We start from the raw sequence: 16,679 nt of genomic DNA on the forward strand, positions 1-16,679 counted from the left end.
CCGTTGAGGTGGCCCAACTCTTTCAAATCTCAAAACATACAGTTTATGAGCTAATTAAGAGAGGTGAACTCCAGGCATTCAAGATTGGCAACAAAATGAGAATTGAACACGCAGAGCTGGAACGATTTAAAAACAATACAAAAGCTCCTGCTAAAAAAAATCCAACAGAACCAGCTGGGACGACCAGTAATCCGGCCCCCTCAATCCGATTATCTGGCAGTCACGATTTTCTCGTCGAACATTTCGCGAAACAAGCAGCTACTGCCTTAAACTTGCAAATTCAGCCATCATACATAGGCAGCCTCGAAGGGTTAATGGTGTTATACCGGGGTCAATGTGATATTGCTGCGATTCATCTTTTGGATCCAAACTCACAAGAATATAACTTACCTTTTATCCATCAACTGTTTGTATATGAATCCATTCTGGTGCTTAGATTGGCAGCAAGACAGCAAGGCTTTATTGTCGCGAATGGCAATCCGAAAAACATTCAGGATTTTTCTGACTTAACGAGAAGCGGTGTTCAATTTGTAAACCGCCAAAAAGGGGCCGGAACACGGTTCTTACTAGATTCAAAGCTTTCTAGTTATGGAATTGATCCTAGTAAAATCAACGGCTATGGTACGGAAGAATGGAACCATTTATCTGCCGGTTCTTATATAAGCAGGGGCATGGCAGATGTAGCCTTTGGAATTCAGTCTGCCGCCAGTCATTTAGGACTTGACTTCATCCCCGTCGCTAAAGAAAATTTTGATTTGGTTTTCCGCTTTACCGCTGAAAATAAACAAAGCTTAACAGGCCTTATTCAGTTTTTACAATCTGCTAGCTTCAAAGATAGTTTAACCAATCTAGAAGGATACGATATTTCTGAATTAGGTAAAATCACCTATCAAACTAGTCAAACGGAGGAAACAACCACATGTTAAAAAATCGTTATCTTGCTTGCTTATTCGCGATGATGCTATTAGTTTTAGCAGCCTGCGGAAATGCTGACTCAAAAGATTCAGCAGAAAAAGTTAAAAAAGAAGAACCTAAAGCAGCACCAACCGAAATGATTCTAGCAACAACTACAAGTACACAGGACAGCGGCTTACTTGACGAAATCATTCCTATGTTCGAAAAAGAAAATAACGTAAAAGTTAAAACGATTGCCGTAGGGACAGGACAAGCATTAGAAATGGGGACAAAAGGGGAAGCAGATGCCCTTCTAGTTCATGCTCCAGCAGCGGAAAAAGCAGTGGTCGATGCAGGCGATGCGATTAACTATAAACGCGTCATGTACAATGATTTTATTTTAGTAGGACCAAAGGAAAATCCAGCTGGCGTTAGCGGTGATGACATTAACGCGGCTTTCAAAAAATTAGCTGAAGCTAAAGCTACATTTGTTTCTCGCGGTGATGACTCTGGTACACACAAGAAAGAACTAGGGATTTGGGATGCAAATGCCATTAAACCTGCAGGCGAATGGTATGTGTCAACAGGACAAGGGATGGGTCAAACATTACAGGTGGCTGCAGAGAAAAAAGGCTATGTCTTAACTGATCGTGCTACATGGCTTGCCCAAGAGAAAAATTTAGACACCCTTCAAATCGTCGTTGAAGGCGGCAAGGATTTAATGAACATCTATCATGTAATGCAAGTAAATCCTGAAAAACACGACAAAATTAATAGCAAAGATGCTGAAAAATTTGTAGAATTTATGGTAGATGCGAAAACCCAAGATGTAATTGAAGCTTTCGGTAAGAAAGAATTTGGCCAATCCTTATTCAAAAAATATACAGAGTAGTTGACTGGGAGGCACTTTTTCAAGGGTCCTTCTGTTTATGCAGCTAAAGAAAATCCTGGAGGCACTGAGATGGAACTCATTGATGGACTAAAAAAAGCGATAGACATGATCCTTTCTGGTGATCCCGAAGTATTGGCGATCACTTGGCTGACGCTAAAAGTTTGTCTATTTTCCATTCTGATTAGTACCCTGATCGGATTGCCTCTAGGTATTTTTCTTGGATTAACTAGATTCAGAGGGCGAAGAGTTCTATTGCTGTTCATCAATATTGGATTAGGGCTGCCACCCGTCGTTGCCGGCCTTTGGATTACGATGCTGTTGTGGCGCTCAGGCCCATTAGGCGACCTCACCCTGCTCTATTCACCTACAGCGATTGTTATGGCTCAGGTGCTCGTCAGCTTGCCCATCGTCACAAGCTTGACCTGTTCCGCTTTTCAACAAATCAGTGAAAAAATGCTGCTCCAGATTAAAGCACTTGGCGCTACAAAGCTGCAAACCCTAATGATTCTCATCAAACAATTAAAAATCGCGATATTGGCGGCAGTTATGGCCGGCTTTGGCCGGGTCATTGCTGAGGTTGGTGCGGCGATGATGGTCGGTGGGAATATTCAAGGTGACACCCGCATTTTAACGACAACGATTGTGATGGAGGTTTCAAAAGGAAACTTCGATATCGCCTTAGCACTATCGTTTATTTTATTGTCGGTTGCCCTCTTGATTACAGCAGCATTAACCTACTTACAGCAAAGGAAGCGAATATCATGAGCCCATTACTAGAGTTGAAAAGTATTACTTATCAAGCGCAAAGTAAAACGATTCTTGATATTCCTAAGTTCCAGATTGGGACGAGAGAATTCCTTGGCATCATGGGACCAAATGGCGCTGGGAAAAGTACGCTGCTTAAATTGCTAGCCTTTCTAGATCAACAAACAAGTGGCGACATTCTCTACCGTGGACAAGCGGTTCCGAAGGGAAATGCTCCGCTAGAATTACGGAGGAAATTCTCGATTGCCCTTCAGCAATCCTTACTATTAGACGGAACTGTTTTTCATAACATCGCAATTGGTTTAACCCTACGGAAGGTACCTAAATCGATCATTAAAGAAAAAGTGGAACAATGGATGGACTTGTTTGGGGTTAGTCATCTTGCGAAAAAAAATGCCCTCTATTTATCAGGCGGTGAAGCACAACGGGTCAACCTAGCACGTGCAATGATTGTAGAACCGGAAATTCTGTTTCTGGATGAACCTTTTTCTGCATTAGACTTTCCAACGAAAATAAAATTGATGGAGGATTTTAAGGGAATTATCGAAGCTGCACAAACCACCGCAGTGTTTGTCAGCCATGATTTGATGGAGATTAACTATCTTACCAACCGGTTGGCGATTATTGTTAATGGGGAAGTAAAGCAAGTAGGACCAACCCAGCGTGTTTTAGAACAACCGAATTCCTCCACTGCTCCCTTTCTAAACGAATGGAAAAAGTTTTACCCTGTTGCCCGTTAATAAGAGTGGGAAATCCACAAAAGGCCCCTGCATGATGCAGAGGCCTTTTATGGTATGTGCTAATCTTCTTGCGGAAACCACAAGGTAACGCTCGTTCCCTTATTCAACCTGCTTTTTACTTTAATGACTCCTTTATGCGCATCCATTAAAGCTTTGACAATCGAGAGCCCGATCCCTACCCCTCCGGTTTTACGATCACGTGATTTATCACCACGATAGAAACGTTCGAAGATATGCGGAATATCATCTTCTGCCATTCCTGAACCTTCATCTTGGATACTGAAGCCGACATAGCCGTCCATTTCCGTTTTTACTGAAAGGGTGACATTTTTTCCTTCCGGTGTATACTTTAGGGCATTATTAAGAATGTTAGATAAGATTTGCATTAAGCGATCCTTGTCAGCTTCAAATAATTCGTCCTCGGCAGGTTCGATTATTTGAAGGTGGACGCCCTTTTCTTTAAACAAGGGCAAGAACATCTCATATAAAGCCGCCAGCACACTTCCTGCATCTAATTCAATTTTCTCTAGCCTCATCTGCGGATTTTCAGCTGCAAGCAGTTTTTCTAATTCATTCACCAGCCTAACTAAGCGCATTAATTCTTCATGTGTGGTCTGCAACCGCTGCGGTGTCGGCTCCCATATCCCGTCCTGAAATGCCTCGATTTGACTTCTCAAGGTCGCAAGCGGTGTACGGAGTTCATGGGCCAAATCACCGGTAAAATGCTTTCTTAGGTTTTCTTCCTTTGCTAACGACACCGCCAGATTATTAAAGGAGATGGCAATATCCTTTACCTCGGTTGGCAATCCCGATAATGGAATCCGAATATCAAGATTATGATGCTGCAGTTCATTTGCCGCAAACGATAACTTTTGTAACCCTGAGGTGAGCTTTTTTGAAAACAGCATACTAAAAACAATCGCCAACACAATCGTCAAGCAAACGGCTGCATAAATGTATAATTGAATCGTTTGGATAAACGTATTTTCATCATCAATTAAGCCCTTCGGATAGATAGCGACAAGTTTTCCAATGACCTGATTATCTACCCTCAGCGTATAGCTCTTAGAATGCCACTCTTCCCCATTTGGAGTAGGTTCTGTTAACCCGAAGCTGTTGAGCATGCCTCGGATGTTGGATGAATCCATTTGCAATTGGCCTAAGCGGTCATACAGTTGGAAATAGAGCTGCTCGGTCATAGCATGTTCGTGCAAGAGGCCAAATACCGGATCACTCGTGAAGTGCCCATTTTTTTTATAATCCTTTTCAATTTCCGTAATAATTCGGTCAATCTTTTTTTCCCGATTTCGATCCAAGTAGCTGTTAAAACTTTCCTCAAATCCATATTGGATAAAAAAGCTAACAATGATGATCGCAATCATCGAGATAAGCAGTAAGTAAAAAAGTATCTTAGACCGGAGCGTTTGCAGCATCTAATACCCCTCCAAATTTGTAGCCCATTCCGAAAACGGTCACGATAAAATCTGGCTGTCGTGAATCCCGTTCGATTTTCTTCCGGAGGTTTTTGATATGGGTATCAACACTGCGTTCATAACCTTCATAATACATGCCTTCATCCTGTATCTTTTCGAGCAAATCCATCCGGCTATATACCCGGCCAGGATTCACTGCCATATTGGTTAATAGTTTGTATTCGATTGGTGTTAATGTTATGGAGGCTCCGTTTGCGGTCACCTCTTTTTTAATTAAGTGGATGGCCAGCTTTTTGCCATTGAATTCAAGTCGTTCCACTTTCTCTGTCTTTTTTACACGTCTTAAAATCGCTTGTACGCGTACGACGACTTCGCGCGGGCTAAATGGTTTAGTTAAATAATCATCGGCCCCCATTACAATTCCGTTGATCCTGTCATCCTCTGCTGATTTGGCCGTCAACATGAGAATGGGCACATCTGACTCTTTTCGCACGAGGCGGCAAACTTCTTCACCAGAAATGTCCGGCAGCATTAAATCTAATATAATTAAGTCGGGGTTTACTGTTTTTACTTTTTTCAACGCATCAATTCCATTATCGGCGCTATGAATTTCATAGCCTTCTCTTATTAAATAGGCTTCAAGAACTTCTATGATTCTACGTTCATCGTCTACTAATAATATTCTCACTTTTACCACTCCCCACACATTAAATATATCATTTCGAGTCTGTGATGTTTGTAACTTCACAAATTCACCACAAGTTCTTCATAACATCTTCAATTTTTCACGCTAAGATAGGGGTGTAGTTAGGAAGAGGCGATCACTAGAAGGACTCCCAAGTTTGTAGTGATCCCCTCTTTGATGAAGGGCATGGTCCAAAGCCAGCTTACTCATCCCAAATTTAACCTCTCTTTTCATATAGTTCGGGCGTCCCAACGGTGGGGCGCCTCCTTTTTTTATTCGGTATGTTAATTCTAATGGTAGATTTCATTTTTCAATTGGGAGCTCTTATTCTTATCGACCCGTGCAGTGATTTATAAGAGTGAAACGGGCTTTATAAACCGCTCTTATTGACCTCTCCATTGTTTTTTAGTGGAAACGGGATTATTACAAGCTCTATTTTAAGAAATTAGAAACAATATGAAGCTCTTATCCGGCGAACGATATAGTATGCTAGAAGAGAGAGGTGTCGAACACATGAATAAAATATCAATCAAGATTGGCGTTCTTTTTTTTCTAGCGATTTTTATACTAGAAGGCATTTCAATGATTTTTTTGCATAATAATATCATTCATTCCCGGGTGCACGAAGAGCTAACTTCTCTCCAGACACGTGGAAATAATCACCGTGAAATCCTTGAGGCTTCTTTTCATGATGAAACAATCCGTCACATTGCCATGATGGAGGCGAGGACGGATACTCAGGTGATTTTAACCAAACCGGATGGAACCATTTATATGTCTTCCAATCGAGTGACAGATGCTATGAAAAAGATTATGAGTACTAAGCAAAAACAAGTTCCGCACGCGGGATTAATTTTAGAAAATGATTGGAAACATGCGGCCTATATCGCCTCGATCAGTCCAGTAATGGTTGACAATACGATTACCGGATATGTCTATATGTTTCAAAACACCAAAAAAATCAAAGAATTGATTTCCGGTTTAAATCAGCATTTCATGATTGCTGGATTGCTTTCCCTTATGTTCATGATTATCATCATTTTCACTTTGACAAGGTATGTCACCCACCCGCTGATTCAAATGAGTGAAGCCACCAAACGAATCAGCAAGGGCGATTTTTCCGTGTCTCTACCGAAGAGTGGTAAGGACGAAATCGGTGAACTTGGGGAATCGATTAAGGTGTTAGCAAGCGATTTAGAAATATTAAAAAATGAACGGAATGAATTTCTCGCCAGCATCTCGCATGAACTCCGCACACCGCTAACCTATATTAAGGGATATGCGGACATTGCCCGCCGGCCAGAAACGATTGATGAGGACAGAGATAAATATTTAGGAATAATAGTTGAGGAAACTGGCAAGTTATCGAAATTAGTGAAAGAATTATTTCATCTCGCAAAAATGGATGAAAATTCTTTTTCGATTGAGAAGGAAGAGGTTCTTTTACGTCCTTATCTTCAGAGCATCCTTGAAAAGGTAACTCCTGCTCTTAAAGAACATGATATGGAGCTCGTGCTGGAATGCTCAGATTCTCTTTATCTGTCTCTTGATCCCGTTCGATTTGAGCAGGTTATTTTCAATCTCGTCGATAATGCTCGTAAATATTCTGAACCGCATACCACTATTCGTGTTGAGGTCAGCAACAGCAGCGGAAAGGTTCATATTAAAATTCAGGATGAAGGAAAAGGCATCCCATCGAAGGATTTGCCGCGTATTTTTGACCGCTTCTATCGCGTAGATAAATCTAGAACCCGTGCTCTTGGCGGAACAGGACTGGGACTTTCGATTGTTAAACAACTAGTTGAGGCACATGGAGGTACGATTAAGGTAACGAGCAACCCGAATATCGGGACTGAATTTGAGATTAGTTTATAATAGAAGAAAGACACCAGGCATACCTGGTGTCTTTCTTACTCATTATTTATGAATCCAAACTGCACCAGCAGAGTTGTCTTTTGCTTCGCCGATGACTTGGAACTTAATTGGGTACTGTGCTGGAACTTTAACACCAGCATCAGGAATAATTGTGTTAATGTAAGACTTGGTTGAATCAAATGTCGTTACGCCTGGAAGTCCTTTGTAATCATAGATTCCACGAGTTGGAGAATCGATATACCATGCAGGTGACTTGTCTAATGAAAACGCTGCATCTGCAACCTGATATCTTACACTTTGATTAATAGATGGTTTGCCAGCTAATGTACCGATGATTGCCTCAGGATGTGAATCCACTACACTTAGGAATCCTTCACCAGGGTGAACACCAGTCCAGTTATCTGTAAACGTATCATCACCATACCAAACTACTAAACCAGTATTATATTTTACTCCACGAGAGAATTGCAGTGCTGTATCAGAACCAGCATAGTTTCTCCACTCTAAATAGTAGTAATGTGGTTTATTGATAAAACCGTCGGATACTTCGAAACCATCTAATGTTACTTTCGAAGTTCCTTCTGCATCGTCAGAGAATGTAATGCTGCCATCAACTTTTAATTGAAGGTTATCAAGAGCGAATCCGTTTGGAGCAAGCCCGCCGTCTGTAACATATTCAAACACTAATTTTACTTTTTTACCTGCAAATTGGCTTAAGTCAAGAGATTTGTCTAGCCATTCGCCTTTAGATGTATCTAAACCGCCTGCAGTGTCTTCATCACCAATGAGATCAAGTTCTACACTCTTGCCATCTTCAGTTACTGCATTTACAGTTAGGTAATCATAGTCAGTTTCGACTTCGTACCACTGCTTGTAATCGAATGTTGCAGATGTAGCACCTGTTAAATCAAACACTGGAGTTTCCAGTACTGTATCAAGATTATCCCCTTTTGTACTGTAATAGTACTTGGCACCAAACTCAGGAGTAATACCTGGAACCTTTTTGTTAGGAAGGTTTACTTTTACAATACCAGGATTCTTAGATTTTGTAACACTCTGATCGATAACAGCTGCAAGACCATTTTTATCGATATCTTCATAGTTTACTTCAGTTATATTAGCCCAATTTCCGCCAATTGTTTTTTGATAGAATTCTTTAACTTGTGGTGAAAAGCTTGGTGGCTGGGTACCGGCGATGTTACCGCTCCAGCTTCCGCCGCTCATGATCGACCATTGTTCAACAGTATCACCATGACCAGTATATTGAGTGTCATATTCATCAGGAGCACCTAAGTCATGACCAAATTCGTGAGCGAATACGCCGACTGCTCCATCTTCTGGCTCGATTGTGTAGTCGTAGGCAGCCATTTTACCGCCCCAGTAATTTACTGATGCAGTTGTATTGGCAACTGGATAGACACCATTTAATGTCCAGCGGTGTGACCAGATTGCGTTATCGCCTAATTCTCCGCCGCCAGCTTCTTGTCCAACACCTGCGTGAAGAACCATCAAGTGGTCAACCAAGCCGTCTGGCTCGTTTTGATTGCCATCGCCATCCATATCATATAAATCAAATTTATCATAATCTGCTAAATTGATTCCTTTCGCAACAGCTGCATTCAGTGCATCCTTTACAAGACCACGTGGCCCTTTTGTTCCAGCTGCATTATCATGTCCGCTGCCGCTATCTGAACCGTAATCTTTTGCATTCCCTGGTACTGTCAGCCAATCAGATACAGTTCCATCCACTGTGTAGCTTCCACCAGACTGCTCTTCATAATATTGTTTAAAGGTTTTAATTTTATCACCATTGAATAGGGTGAAATCCTCGTCACCAAACAACATCTTTTCGTAATGTTCTTTGTTGAAATCATCTGCATACATATATCCTGGTTCTTGCTCGATATTGTTGTGCTTAAAGTCAGCATACTCTACTAGTAGTACCAATACTTCATCTGTACGAACATCGCCGTTATAACCAGCCTGTTTAGAAGAATCTACTTTTACAGCTCCGGTTGGTTTACCCTTTTTAAAGTTTTCGTGACCTTTTGCAAGCTGCATAGCAAGCTTGTCCTTTTGCTTTGTCACAAAGTCCTTTGCTTTTTGGTCAAATGCTTTTTGTTCTTTGGTTAGGGCTTTATCAGTTTTACCTGGCTTTTCACCCTGCTTTTTCTTTATGTAGGCTTTTGCTGCTTTTGTAATTTCATCTTTAGTTGCATTCTTCGCAATAAGTCCTCTTTTTTGCAAAGCAGCACCTAGTCGATCGATATCAACAATATTTAGATCGAGTGGAGCTGATGCAACTGTTGTTGCTGCAGATGCCGGTTTTGGAGCAACCGTGCTTCCAGCGAATGCGCCTGCGAACATGGTAGTAGCTACCATTGTACTAGCAGCGAGGCTGGATAAGACCTTTAAAGTGGTTTTTTTCTTCAAATCTTAAACCCCCTATTTTATATAGTTACATCGTTCTCCTTAAGAGCGATGCTTTGCTAGTTTATCAAATTAGCGCGAAAATTGTAAATAGTATTAATTTAGTGAAAAATACTTATATCAGACACTGCATTATACCCAATAAATTTAAAAACGGGATTTTTAACAGGAATATAAACCCGGAAAAATAGTTATTATATATGCCTTTCGTCCTTAATTTTCACGTTGTTCGAAAAACTCTACAGAAAATAAAAGTTTCGTCAATCGAAATTTAAGTAAATAGATCTATCGAAAACTAGTGATACATTTAACCGGACAAATATCCTATAAAATAAACAAATTATTGCAAAAAAACCTTATCAAATGATGATAAGGTTTTTTTGCAATGATTATTCAGCTTTATTCTTAACTTCTTTCGTTAGTTCTTCAATGCTTTTTCTAACATTTCCTTTTCCTGAGTAGTTCTCAATCAGTTCTTTTACATCAATTCCGCTTGAGGCTTTTAGTGATTCTTGCAGACTCGCCATCAAGTTCGTTGCATAAGCAGTAATTTTGTTAGCCCCGCCATTGGCATCAGATCCGCCCGTATCGACAACGGTAATTTTATCAATATTAGACAGAGGGCTTGCTACTTGCTTTGCATATTCTGGGAGCATTTTGATAATCATGTCTAGAATTGCGGCCTGGCCGAATTGCTCGAAAGCCTCAGCTATTTTTTCTTTTGCTTCTGCTTCAGCTAAACCTTTGAGGCGAATAATTTCTGCTTCGGTCGCCCCTTGTGCCTTTTCCGCTTCTGCTTTGGCTAAACCATCCAAGCGAATTCGTTCAGCTTCTGCTTTTGCCATCGCTTCGATTCGATATTTATTGGCCTCAGCTGCAGCAATTTCCTTAGCTTTATTTGCAGCGGCCGATTGTTCGACCGAGTAACGGTCAGCGTCCGCCTTTTTCTTCACTTCCGAGTCATATTGGCGTTCGCGGCGTTGAATTTCTTTTTCTTCTAATTCAATTTGTTTTTGTCTTTCAATAATTTTAATTTGCATTTCTTGTTCCATGACATCTTGTTTGGACCTAGCTGTTTCCAAATCGTATGCTTGGTCAGCGCGTGCTCTGGCAATATCTTGTTCCCGTCTAAACTCAGCCACTTTTAACTGATTGACTTTTTCCGCTTCGGCAATTTCAGTGGCCCGCTCTAATTCATTGCGTTTGGCTTCTTTGGCAGCCTCTGCTTTTTTAATACGAGTTTCTTTTTCTGCTTCAGCTGTTGCGATATCGGCGTCTCTTTTCACTTGAGCGATCCTCGGTTTACCTAGTGAATCCAGGTAACCATTTTTATCCCGGACGTCTTTAATTGTAAATGACACAATGACCAAGCCCATTTTGGCAAGATCCTGTGAGGCAACCCTTTGGACCTCTTGTGAGAATTTATCACGGTTTTTATATATTTCTTCCACGGTCATCGAGCCAAGGATCGAACGTAGATGTCCTTCTAGAACTTCTCTTGCTTCATTCTCACGGTCTTCCTTTGGTTTTCCTAGGAACTGTTCGGCGGCCGTCGCAATTTCACTAATCGAACCGCCGATTTTAATAATCGCTACCCCATCGGCCATAACCGGCACACCCTGCTCGGTATACACCTCAGGAGTCGTTACTTCCAGTTTACTAGATAGTAAACTTAGCGGTTTTGCCTGTTGGAAAACTGGCAAAATAAACGTACCGCCGCCGCGGATAATTTTCACTTTATTCCCAGACTCATCAACGTGGACATTTCCATTGCCAAGGAAGCTGCCTGTCACGATCAAGGCCTCATCCGGTCCTGCCGTTCTGTATTTTGTGATAAAAACGCCAAATAAAGCTAATAGAATAAGTGCAACGATTCCAATGATTACCCAAATAATATTGAATTCCATCTCTTAAAACCCCCTATAAAAAACTTTCTAGTTGATGATGAACCGTCACTTGCAGGACGCCATTTTCTACCTGCACAATCAGTACTTTTGTGCCACTCTCGATCAGGTCACCATCAAAGCTTGATGCTGGCTTCGCTATTCTGCCACTGGTACTGTCAATCATCACTTCGCCAAAGCCGTCAACAGGAATTGTCGTGATGACCGTCCCAACTCGGCCCCGCAAGTCTGATTCTTTATAGACAAGCGATTCCTCGGCAGACGAGAGCGGGATGAGCACAAAGACATTTAGTAACGTCACAACAATGAAGGCTATCACGGCGGATATGCCTAAAATCAGTAAATAGTGAAGAGATGAGAGCCGTTCAAACAGATAACCGCTTGCTGACAGAATGGTCATGAAAGCAAAGATTAAGACAGGATTTAGAAAATCAAGTCCATCTCCCGCCCCATGAAAATGAAAAACATCGGCAAACAAAACATATAAAACTGTGACAACTCCCGAGATAATTAACCCATATAAATAAATCGTTTCTAAAGGAATGCTGAAGGGTTCCATGTGCATCCATCCTTCTTATTCATTTGAATTCTAATTATACGTAACACCACTCCTCATCCATATGCATCCATCCCTTCCTATGTATCTACCATTAATACGGTTAAAAAAATGGAAAAGTTTCACTTTTTTCTAAAAATTTACCTGTTCATTCAATATTTCGATAATGCTTATCGAATTCCTGCCTAGTTAAAAAGGACATTCTATGAACGTTTCTTCTCAACAAAATAAAAAAGTGCCATAGCATTTAGCTACAACACCTTATTGAATCATATTCAAGAACTTCCTCGTTCGTTCTTCTTTTGGATTAGTAAAGATTTCTTCTGGCTTGTTCCTCTCGACAATCACACCTTGATCCATAAAAATAACTTCATCCGCCGCTTCACGGGCAAAGCGCATTTCATGGGTCACCACAATCATCGTCATTCCTTCCCTAGCCAGGTCTTTCATGACTTTTAACACCTCACCGACAAGTTCGGGGTCAAGTGCAGAAGTAGGCTCATCAAAGAGCATCACTTCCGGTTCCATAGCAAGTGCCCGGGCAATACCCACACGTTGCTGTTGACCGCCGGAAAGTTGCGCGGGAAAGTAATCCTGCTTATCACCTAGTCCAACCTTTTCAAGGAGTGCCTGGGCTTTTTTCCGTGCATCCTCTTTACTCTCCCCTTTGACAATGATTGGCCCTTCCATAACGTTTTGAAGAGCAGTTTTGTGTGGGAACAGATTATAGCTTTGAAAAACCATTCCTGTTAAGCGCCGGAACGAGGCGATTTGTTTTTTCGGTACATTTTTCGAAAAGTCCAAGCTTTGTCCCTCTATGGAAATGACTCCTTGATTCGGAGTTTCGAGTACATTCAAACAACGCAGCATCGTGGTCTTACCTGAGCCGGATGGACCGATGACAACAACCACTTTTCCTTTTTCAACGAGAAGGTCAATTCCTTTTAAGACCTCTAATTGACCAAATTGCTTATGTAATCCTTTAATTGAAATCATCATAAAACTCCTTCATTAAGATGTGTACCGGTCCATTCTCTTTTCCAAGGATCCTTGCAAGATCGAAAGGAAAAAGCAAATAACCCAATAAATTAGCGCTGCTTCTACATATACCAATAAAAATTCATAGGTGGTTGAAGCAATTTCTTGGGCCCGGCGAAACATCTCTGTTACAAGGACAACTGATGCTAGAGAAGTATCTTTTACAAGACTAATAAAAGAATTCGATAATGGCGGTATGGATACCCTTGTTGCCTGTGGCAAGATGATTCTTTTCAATGCCTGGGTGTAGGTCATTCCGATCGAATAAGCTGCCTCCCATTGTCCCTTCGGAATGGAGATAATTGCAGCCCGAATAATTTCTGAAGCATAGGCCCCAACGCTTAGGGAAAAACCAATGACTGCGGAAATAAAGGGATCCAAGGTAACTCCTATATTAGGAAGTCCATAAAAAATAATGAATAACTGAACAAGTAATGGTGTGCCGCGAATGGCTGAAACATATACCCTGGCAATTCCTTGAAATAGTTTTACTTGAGAAATTCGGGCAAGCGCGGTTAGCACAGCCAAAATGATCCCAATAATAAATGAAATGATGGTTAATGGAATGGTATTCATAACAGCACCCTCCAGCAGCGGCTGGAGGGAAGTCTTCGCAATCTCAATTAACCTGTCCATTCTTTCTGGGTCAGCAAAAATACTATTTAAGTACATCTTCACCAAACCATTTCTCAGAGATTTTTTTGTAGGTGCCATCGTCAACTATTTCTTTTAGCGCCTTGTTGACTTCGTCTACGAGTGTATCGCTTTTCTTTCTAAACATGAACCCGCTTGAAGAAGCATCATTAGCAGTTGCCACAACCTTGATTGGTGCATCCGGTTTTTGCTTTTTATAGTCTAAAAATGAAAGCTTATCGTTAATCGTCACATCCACACGTTTTTGAGCAAGGAGCTCGACTGCTTGCTGGAAACCATCCACTCCAACTAGTTTAGCACCATATTTCTTGGCCATATCCGCGTAGTTACTTGTCAACGATTGAGCTGCATTTAATCCTTTAATATCTTCAAATGATTTCACCTTATCGTTATCCTTATGAGCAATCAAGACACCCGCAGACGTAATATATGGATCAGAGAAATCATACTTTTCCTGACGGTCAGGACGAATTCCAACTTCGTTAGCAATCATATCAAAGCGCTTTGCATCTAATCCGGCAAACATCGCATCCCACTGTGTTTCTTTAAATTCAGGTTTTACCCCAATGCGTTTAGCTACCTCTGTCGCAAGTTCCACATCAAATCCAGTTAGATTGCCACTTGGATCATGGTAAGTGAATGGCGGGTATGTACCTTCTGTACCAATTAACAATGTTCCATCATCTTTTACCTTTTTCAATAAATCATTATCTGCCTTTTCAGCATTCTTGTTGTCAGTTTTGTTCTTGTCTTTATCGGCATTATCCTTGCCGCAAGCTGACAGTACTAACATAAAGCTTAATAATAGTGCAAAAATGATGGTAAGTTTTTTCACTGATGTAACCTCCTAGAATGAAATTATCATTATTTTACCCTTAATTTACAAAATAAAACCTATCAGAGGCGTTCTGATAGGTTAAATAAATATTATGCTGATAAAGCTTTTTTGCGTTCGGAAATTACTTCCTTTTTTCGTCTAAACAGTGGACCATAAAAGAGGAGGCCACTCGCCAGTAATATCATTCCGTAGGTAAAGGTTTTAATATCTGCCGTTCCAGCGATGATCACCCAAACAGAATAAATGGTGGATAAGAACGCAATCATTCCGTCTATAATTCTTGAACGATCCCCTTTATATGTCTCCCCGGTTATAACTAATTTCAACTGATAGACGGAGGAGATAAAGTAAGGTACCAAGTAAGATAATGTTGCAATAATAATGATAAATCCAAAGGCATCCGAAATGGATTTTGAAACCGTTGAAAAGATAAACAGTTGACCTAAACCATTAGAGACAATCATTGAAAACAATGGCAGACCCTTTTTGTTTTCTTTTTTAAATGCAGGTATGAATAATCCCTGCTTTGCCGCTTGATAAGGGACTTCCGCACTTAGCATTAACCAGCCAATCGTTGAACCAAATAAACTGATCAACCCAATCCCTGCTAAAACTTTCCCGGCAATAGGTCCTAAGAAAGAAGAAATAGCATCAATTAGGGGCTTTTCTGAATGGATAAGAGTGTTTTGATCTAACATTCCCATCGTTAAGGTGCTAATTCCGATGTAGATACCAAGGGCAATAAATAATCCAAGGATGGTAGCCCGTTTCACATCGGTTTGCTTTCGAGCACGAGAAGCAAACACGACTGCAGATTCTACCCCAATAAATGCCCATAATGTATTTACAGCAGCACTGTTCACTTGACTCATCATTCCCACCGCATGGCCGGCCTCGTCCATTCTAACAGCCATTAACGGAAGAATATTGCTTTTTTCAAACGCAAATAACCCGACAAGAATAAACAGAAAAAATCCGGCAACTTTAGCGGCTGTTGCCACAAAATTCATCTTCCCAGCACTTTCCATTCCTCGCAGGATGATGAAGTGAGTTCCCCAAAGCAGCAGGGAACAGACAAGAAAAGTTAATCCATTACCGACCTTAAGTGTAAAGCCGCCAATCGTAACCCAGTCTGCTTGGCTTGTTAGGATTGGGAAAAAGGTGGACAGGTATCCCGCAAAGGTGGTTATCATCGCAACATTCCCGGCGAGATTACCAATCCAATAACCCCAAGATGACATAAAACCTGATAAAGTAGAAGCATGTGATCCTGGTTTAAACAGTTCCTTTGCATAAATTTGGGGACCACCAGTTATATTTGGTTTTCTTATCGCAAGGTTACCAAATACAAGGGCTGTCATTAATACACCAAGTCCTGTTACAAGCCATGCTGCGATGACACCAGCAGGACTAGCTGCTTCAGAAAGCGAGCTTGGCAGCATAAATATCCCTGACCCAACCATGTTTCCGACAACAAGAGCGGTTAATACCCAAAATCCTAATTTATTAGCGTTCCCCATGGTGTAATCCCTCTCTCTAATTTTTTGTTATTTATTTTAAAATAATGATTTTTTAGTATTTTGTTTATTGCATATTAATCTGCTTTATAAATATAGAATCCATAGCGGATTGTGTCAATGGGAAATTTTATTCTAATAAAGTATTAGAGTGGTGAATTATTCAGACATCTAATAAATTTTTCGAATATAAAAAAAGACTGCTCATTTAGCAGTCTCCGGTCTTTAAAATTATTTCCACCACTCATCAAACATTGTTGTTGGCAGTTGCCGTTTATGTTCTGTCATTAGGTAGCGCTTTTCTATTTTATCAGCGACCTCTTTTGAAACGGATTTCCCTTCCAAATAGTCATCGAGTTCATCATAGGTAATCCCCAATTCTGTTTCGTCGGCCTGACCAGGTTTTTGGTCGAGAAGGTCTGCAGTTGGTGTTTTTAAATATAAGCGTTCGTCGGCAC

General features: G+C 40.9%; 15 protein-coding genes. 5 read left to right on the forward strand and 10 right to left on the reverse strand.

Annotated elements, in window-relative coordinates; genetic code table 11:
- Positions 1–8 precede the first annotated feature (8 nt).
- From V7659_RS01495 to V7659_RS01510, 4 genes are all read left to right on the forward strand, one after another.
- Positions 9–926, forward strand: a complete 918-nt coding sequence (locus V7659_RS01495; protein ID WP_335537658.1) for a helix-turn-helix transcriptional regulator — start codon at positions 9–11, stop codon at positions 924–926.
- Entirely contained in the window at positions 920–1,786 is an 867-nt protein-coding gene (locus V7659_RS01500) for a substrate-binding domain-containing protein (RefSeq protein ID WP_335537641.1), read from the forward strand. Before V7659_RS01495 ends, V7659_RS01500 begins: the two co-directional genes overlap by 7 nt.
- A 69-nt stretch (positions 1,787–1,855) precedes the next feature.
- A complete protein-coding gene (locus V7659_RS01505) occupies positions 1,856–2,551 on the forward strand; it encodes an ABC transporter permease (RefSeq protein ID WP_420491282.1) in 696 nt (231 codons plus the stop codon).
- On the forward strand, positions 2,548–3,291 hold the full coding sequence (locus V7659_RS01510; RefSeq protein ID WP_335537643.1) for an ABC transporter ATP-binding protein: 744 nt from the start codon (positions 2,548–2,550) through the stop codon (positions 3,289–3,291). The genes V7659_RS01505 and V7659_RS01510 overlap by 4 nt, the downstream gene beginning before the upstream one ends.
- 59 nt (positions 3,292–3,350) lie before the next feature.
- Here the strand turns inward: V7659_RS01510 and V7659_RS01515 are convergent, their stop codons facing one another.
- Together V7659_RS01515 and V7659_RS01520 are read right to left on the reverse strand one after the other, a co-directional pair.
- On the reverse strand, positions 3,351–4,724 hold the full coding sequence (locus V7659_RS01515; protein WP_335537644.1) for a HAMP domain-containing sensor histidine kinase: 1,374 nt from the start codon (positions 4,722–4,724) through the stop codon (positions 3,351–3,353).
- The gene (locus V7659_RS01520) at positions 4,702–5,412 is read right to left on the reverse strand and encodes a response regulator transcription factor (RefSeq protein ID WP_335537645.1); all 711 of its coding nucleotides are present in this window, start codon (positions 5,410–5,412) and stop codon (positions 4,702–4,704) included. The genes V7659_RS01515 and V7659_RS01520 overlap by 23 nt, the downstream gene beginning before the upstream one ends.
- A gap of 510 nt (positions 5,413–5,922) precedes the next feature.
- On the opposite strand from V7659_RS01520, the gene V7659_RS01525 reads away from it, so the two are divergent.
- On the forward strand, positions 5,923–7,284 hold the full coding sequence (locus V7659_RS01525; RefSeq protein WP_335537647.1) for a sensor histidine kinase: 1,362 nt from the start codon (positions 5,923–5,925) through the stop codon (positions 7,282–7,284).
- Between the two features lie 42 nt (positions 7,285–7,326).
- On the opposite strand, the gene V7659_RS01530 is transcribed toward V7659_RS01525, so the two are convergent.
- The 8 genes from V7659_RS01530 to nadE form a co-directional block, all read right to left on the reverse strand.
- Positions 7,327–9,666 (reverse strand): immune inhibitor A domain-containing protein, encoded by a 2,340-nt coding sequence (locus tag V7659_RS01530; protein WP_335537659.1) that lies wholly within the window; start codon positions 9,664–9,666, stop codon positions 7,327–7,329.
- 437 nt (positions 9,667–10,103) lie between these two features.
- On the reverse strand, positions 10,104–11,621 hold the full coding sequence (locus V7659_RS01535) for a flotillin family protein (protein ID WP_335537648.1): 1,518 nt from the start codon (positions 11,619–11,621) through the stop codon (positions 10,104–10,106).
- Between the two features lie 13 nt (positions 11,622–11,634).
- Positions 11,635–12,177 carry an NfeD family protein gene (locus V7659_RS01540; RefSeq protein ID WP_335537649.1) on the reverse strand — a complete coding sequence of 181 codons (543 nt, stop codon included), beginning with the start codon at positions 12,175–12,177 and terminating at the stop codon, positions 11,635–11,637.
- 258 nt (positions 12,178–12,435) lie between these two features.
- Positions 12,436–13,170, reverse strand: coding sequence for an amino acid ABC transporter ATP-binding protein (locus tag V7659_RS01545; protein WP_335537650.1), 735 nt, complete (start codon positions 13,168–13,170; stop codon positions 12,436–12,438).
- 15 nt (positions 13,171–13,185) lie between these two features.
- Complete coding sequence (locus V7659_RS01550) at positions 13,186–13,884, reverse strand: amino acid ABC transporter permease (protein ID WP_283879595.1); 699 nt, start codon at positions 13,882–13,884, stop codon at positions 13,186–13,188.
- Positions 13,871–14,701 (reverse strand): amino acid ABC transporter substrate-binding protein, encoded by an 831-nt coding sequence (locus V7659_RS01555; protein WP_335537652.1) that lies wholly within the window; start codon positions 14,699–14,701, stop codon positions 13,871–13,873. Before V7659_RS01555 ends, V7659_RS01550 begins: the two co-directional genes overlap by 14 nt.
- A 92-nt stretch (positions 14,702–14,793) precedes the next feature.
- The gene (locus V7659_RS01560) at positions 14,794–16,224 is read right to left on the reverse strand and encodes an amino acid permease (protein ID WP_335537654.1); all 1,431 of its coding nucleotides are present in this window, start codon (positions 16,222–16,224) and stop codon (positions 14,794–14,796) included.
- A gap of 228 nt (positions 16,225–16,452) precedes the next feature.
- Positions 16,453–16,679, reverse strand: a 227-nt coding sequence (nadE, locus tag V7659_RS01565; RefSeq protein WP_335537656.1) for an NAD(+) synthase, incomplete at its 5' end; no start/stop codon positions are given.

This window comes from Neobacillus drentensis, from assembly GCF_036966985.1.
Classification (GTDB): domain Bacteria; phylum Bacillota; class Bacilli; order Bacillales; family Cytobacillaceae; genus Neobacillus; species Neobacillus drentensis_E.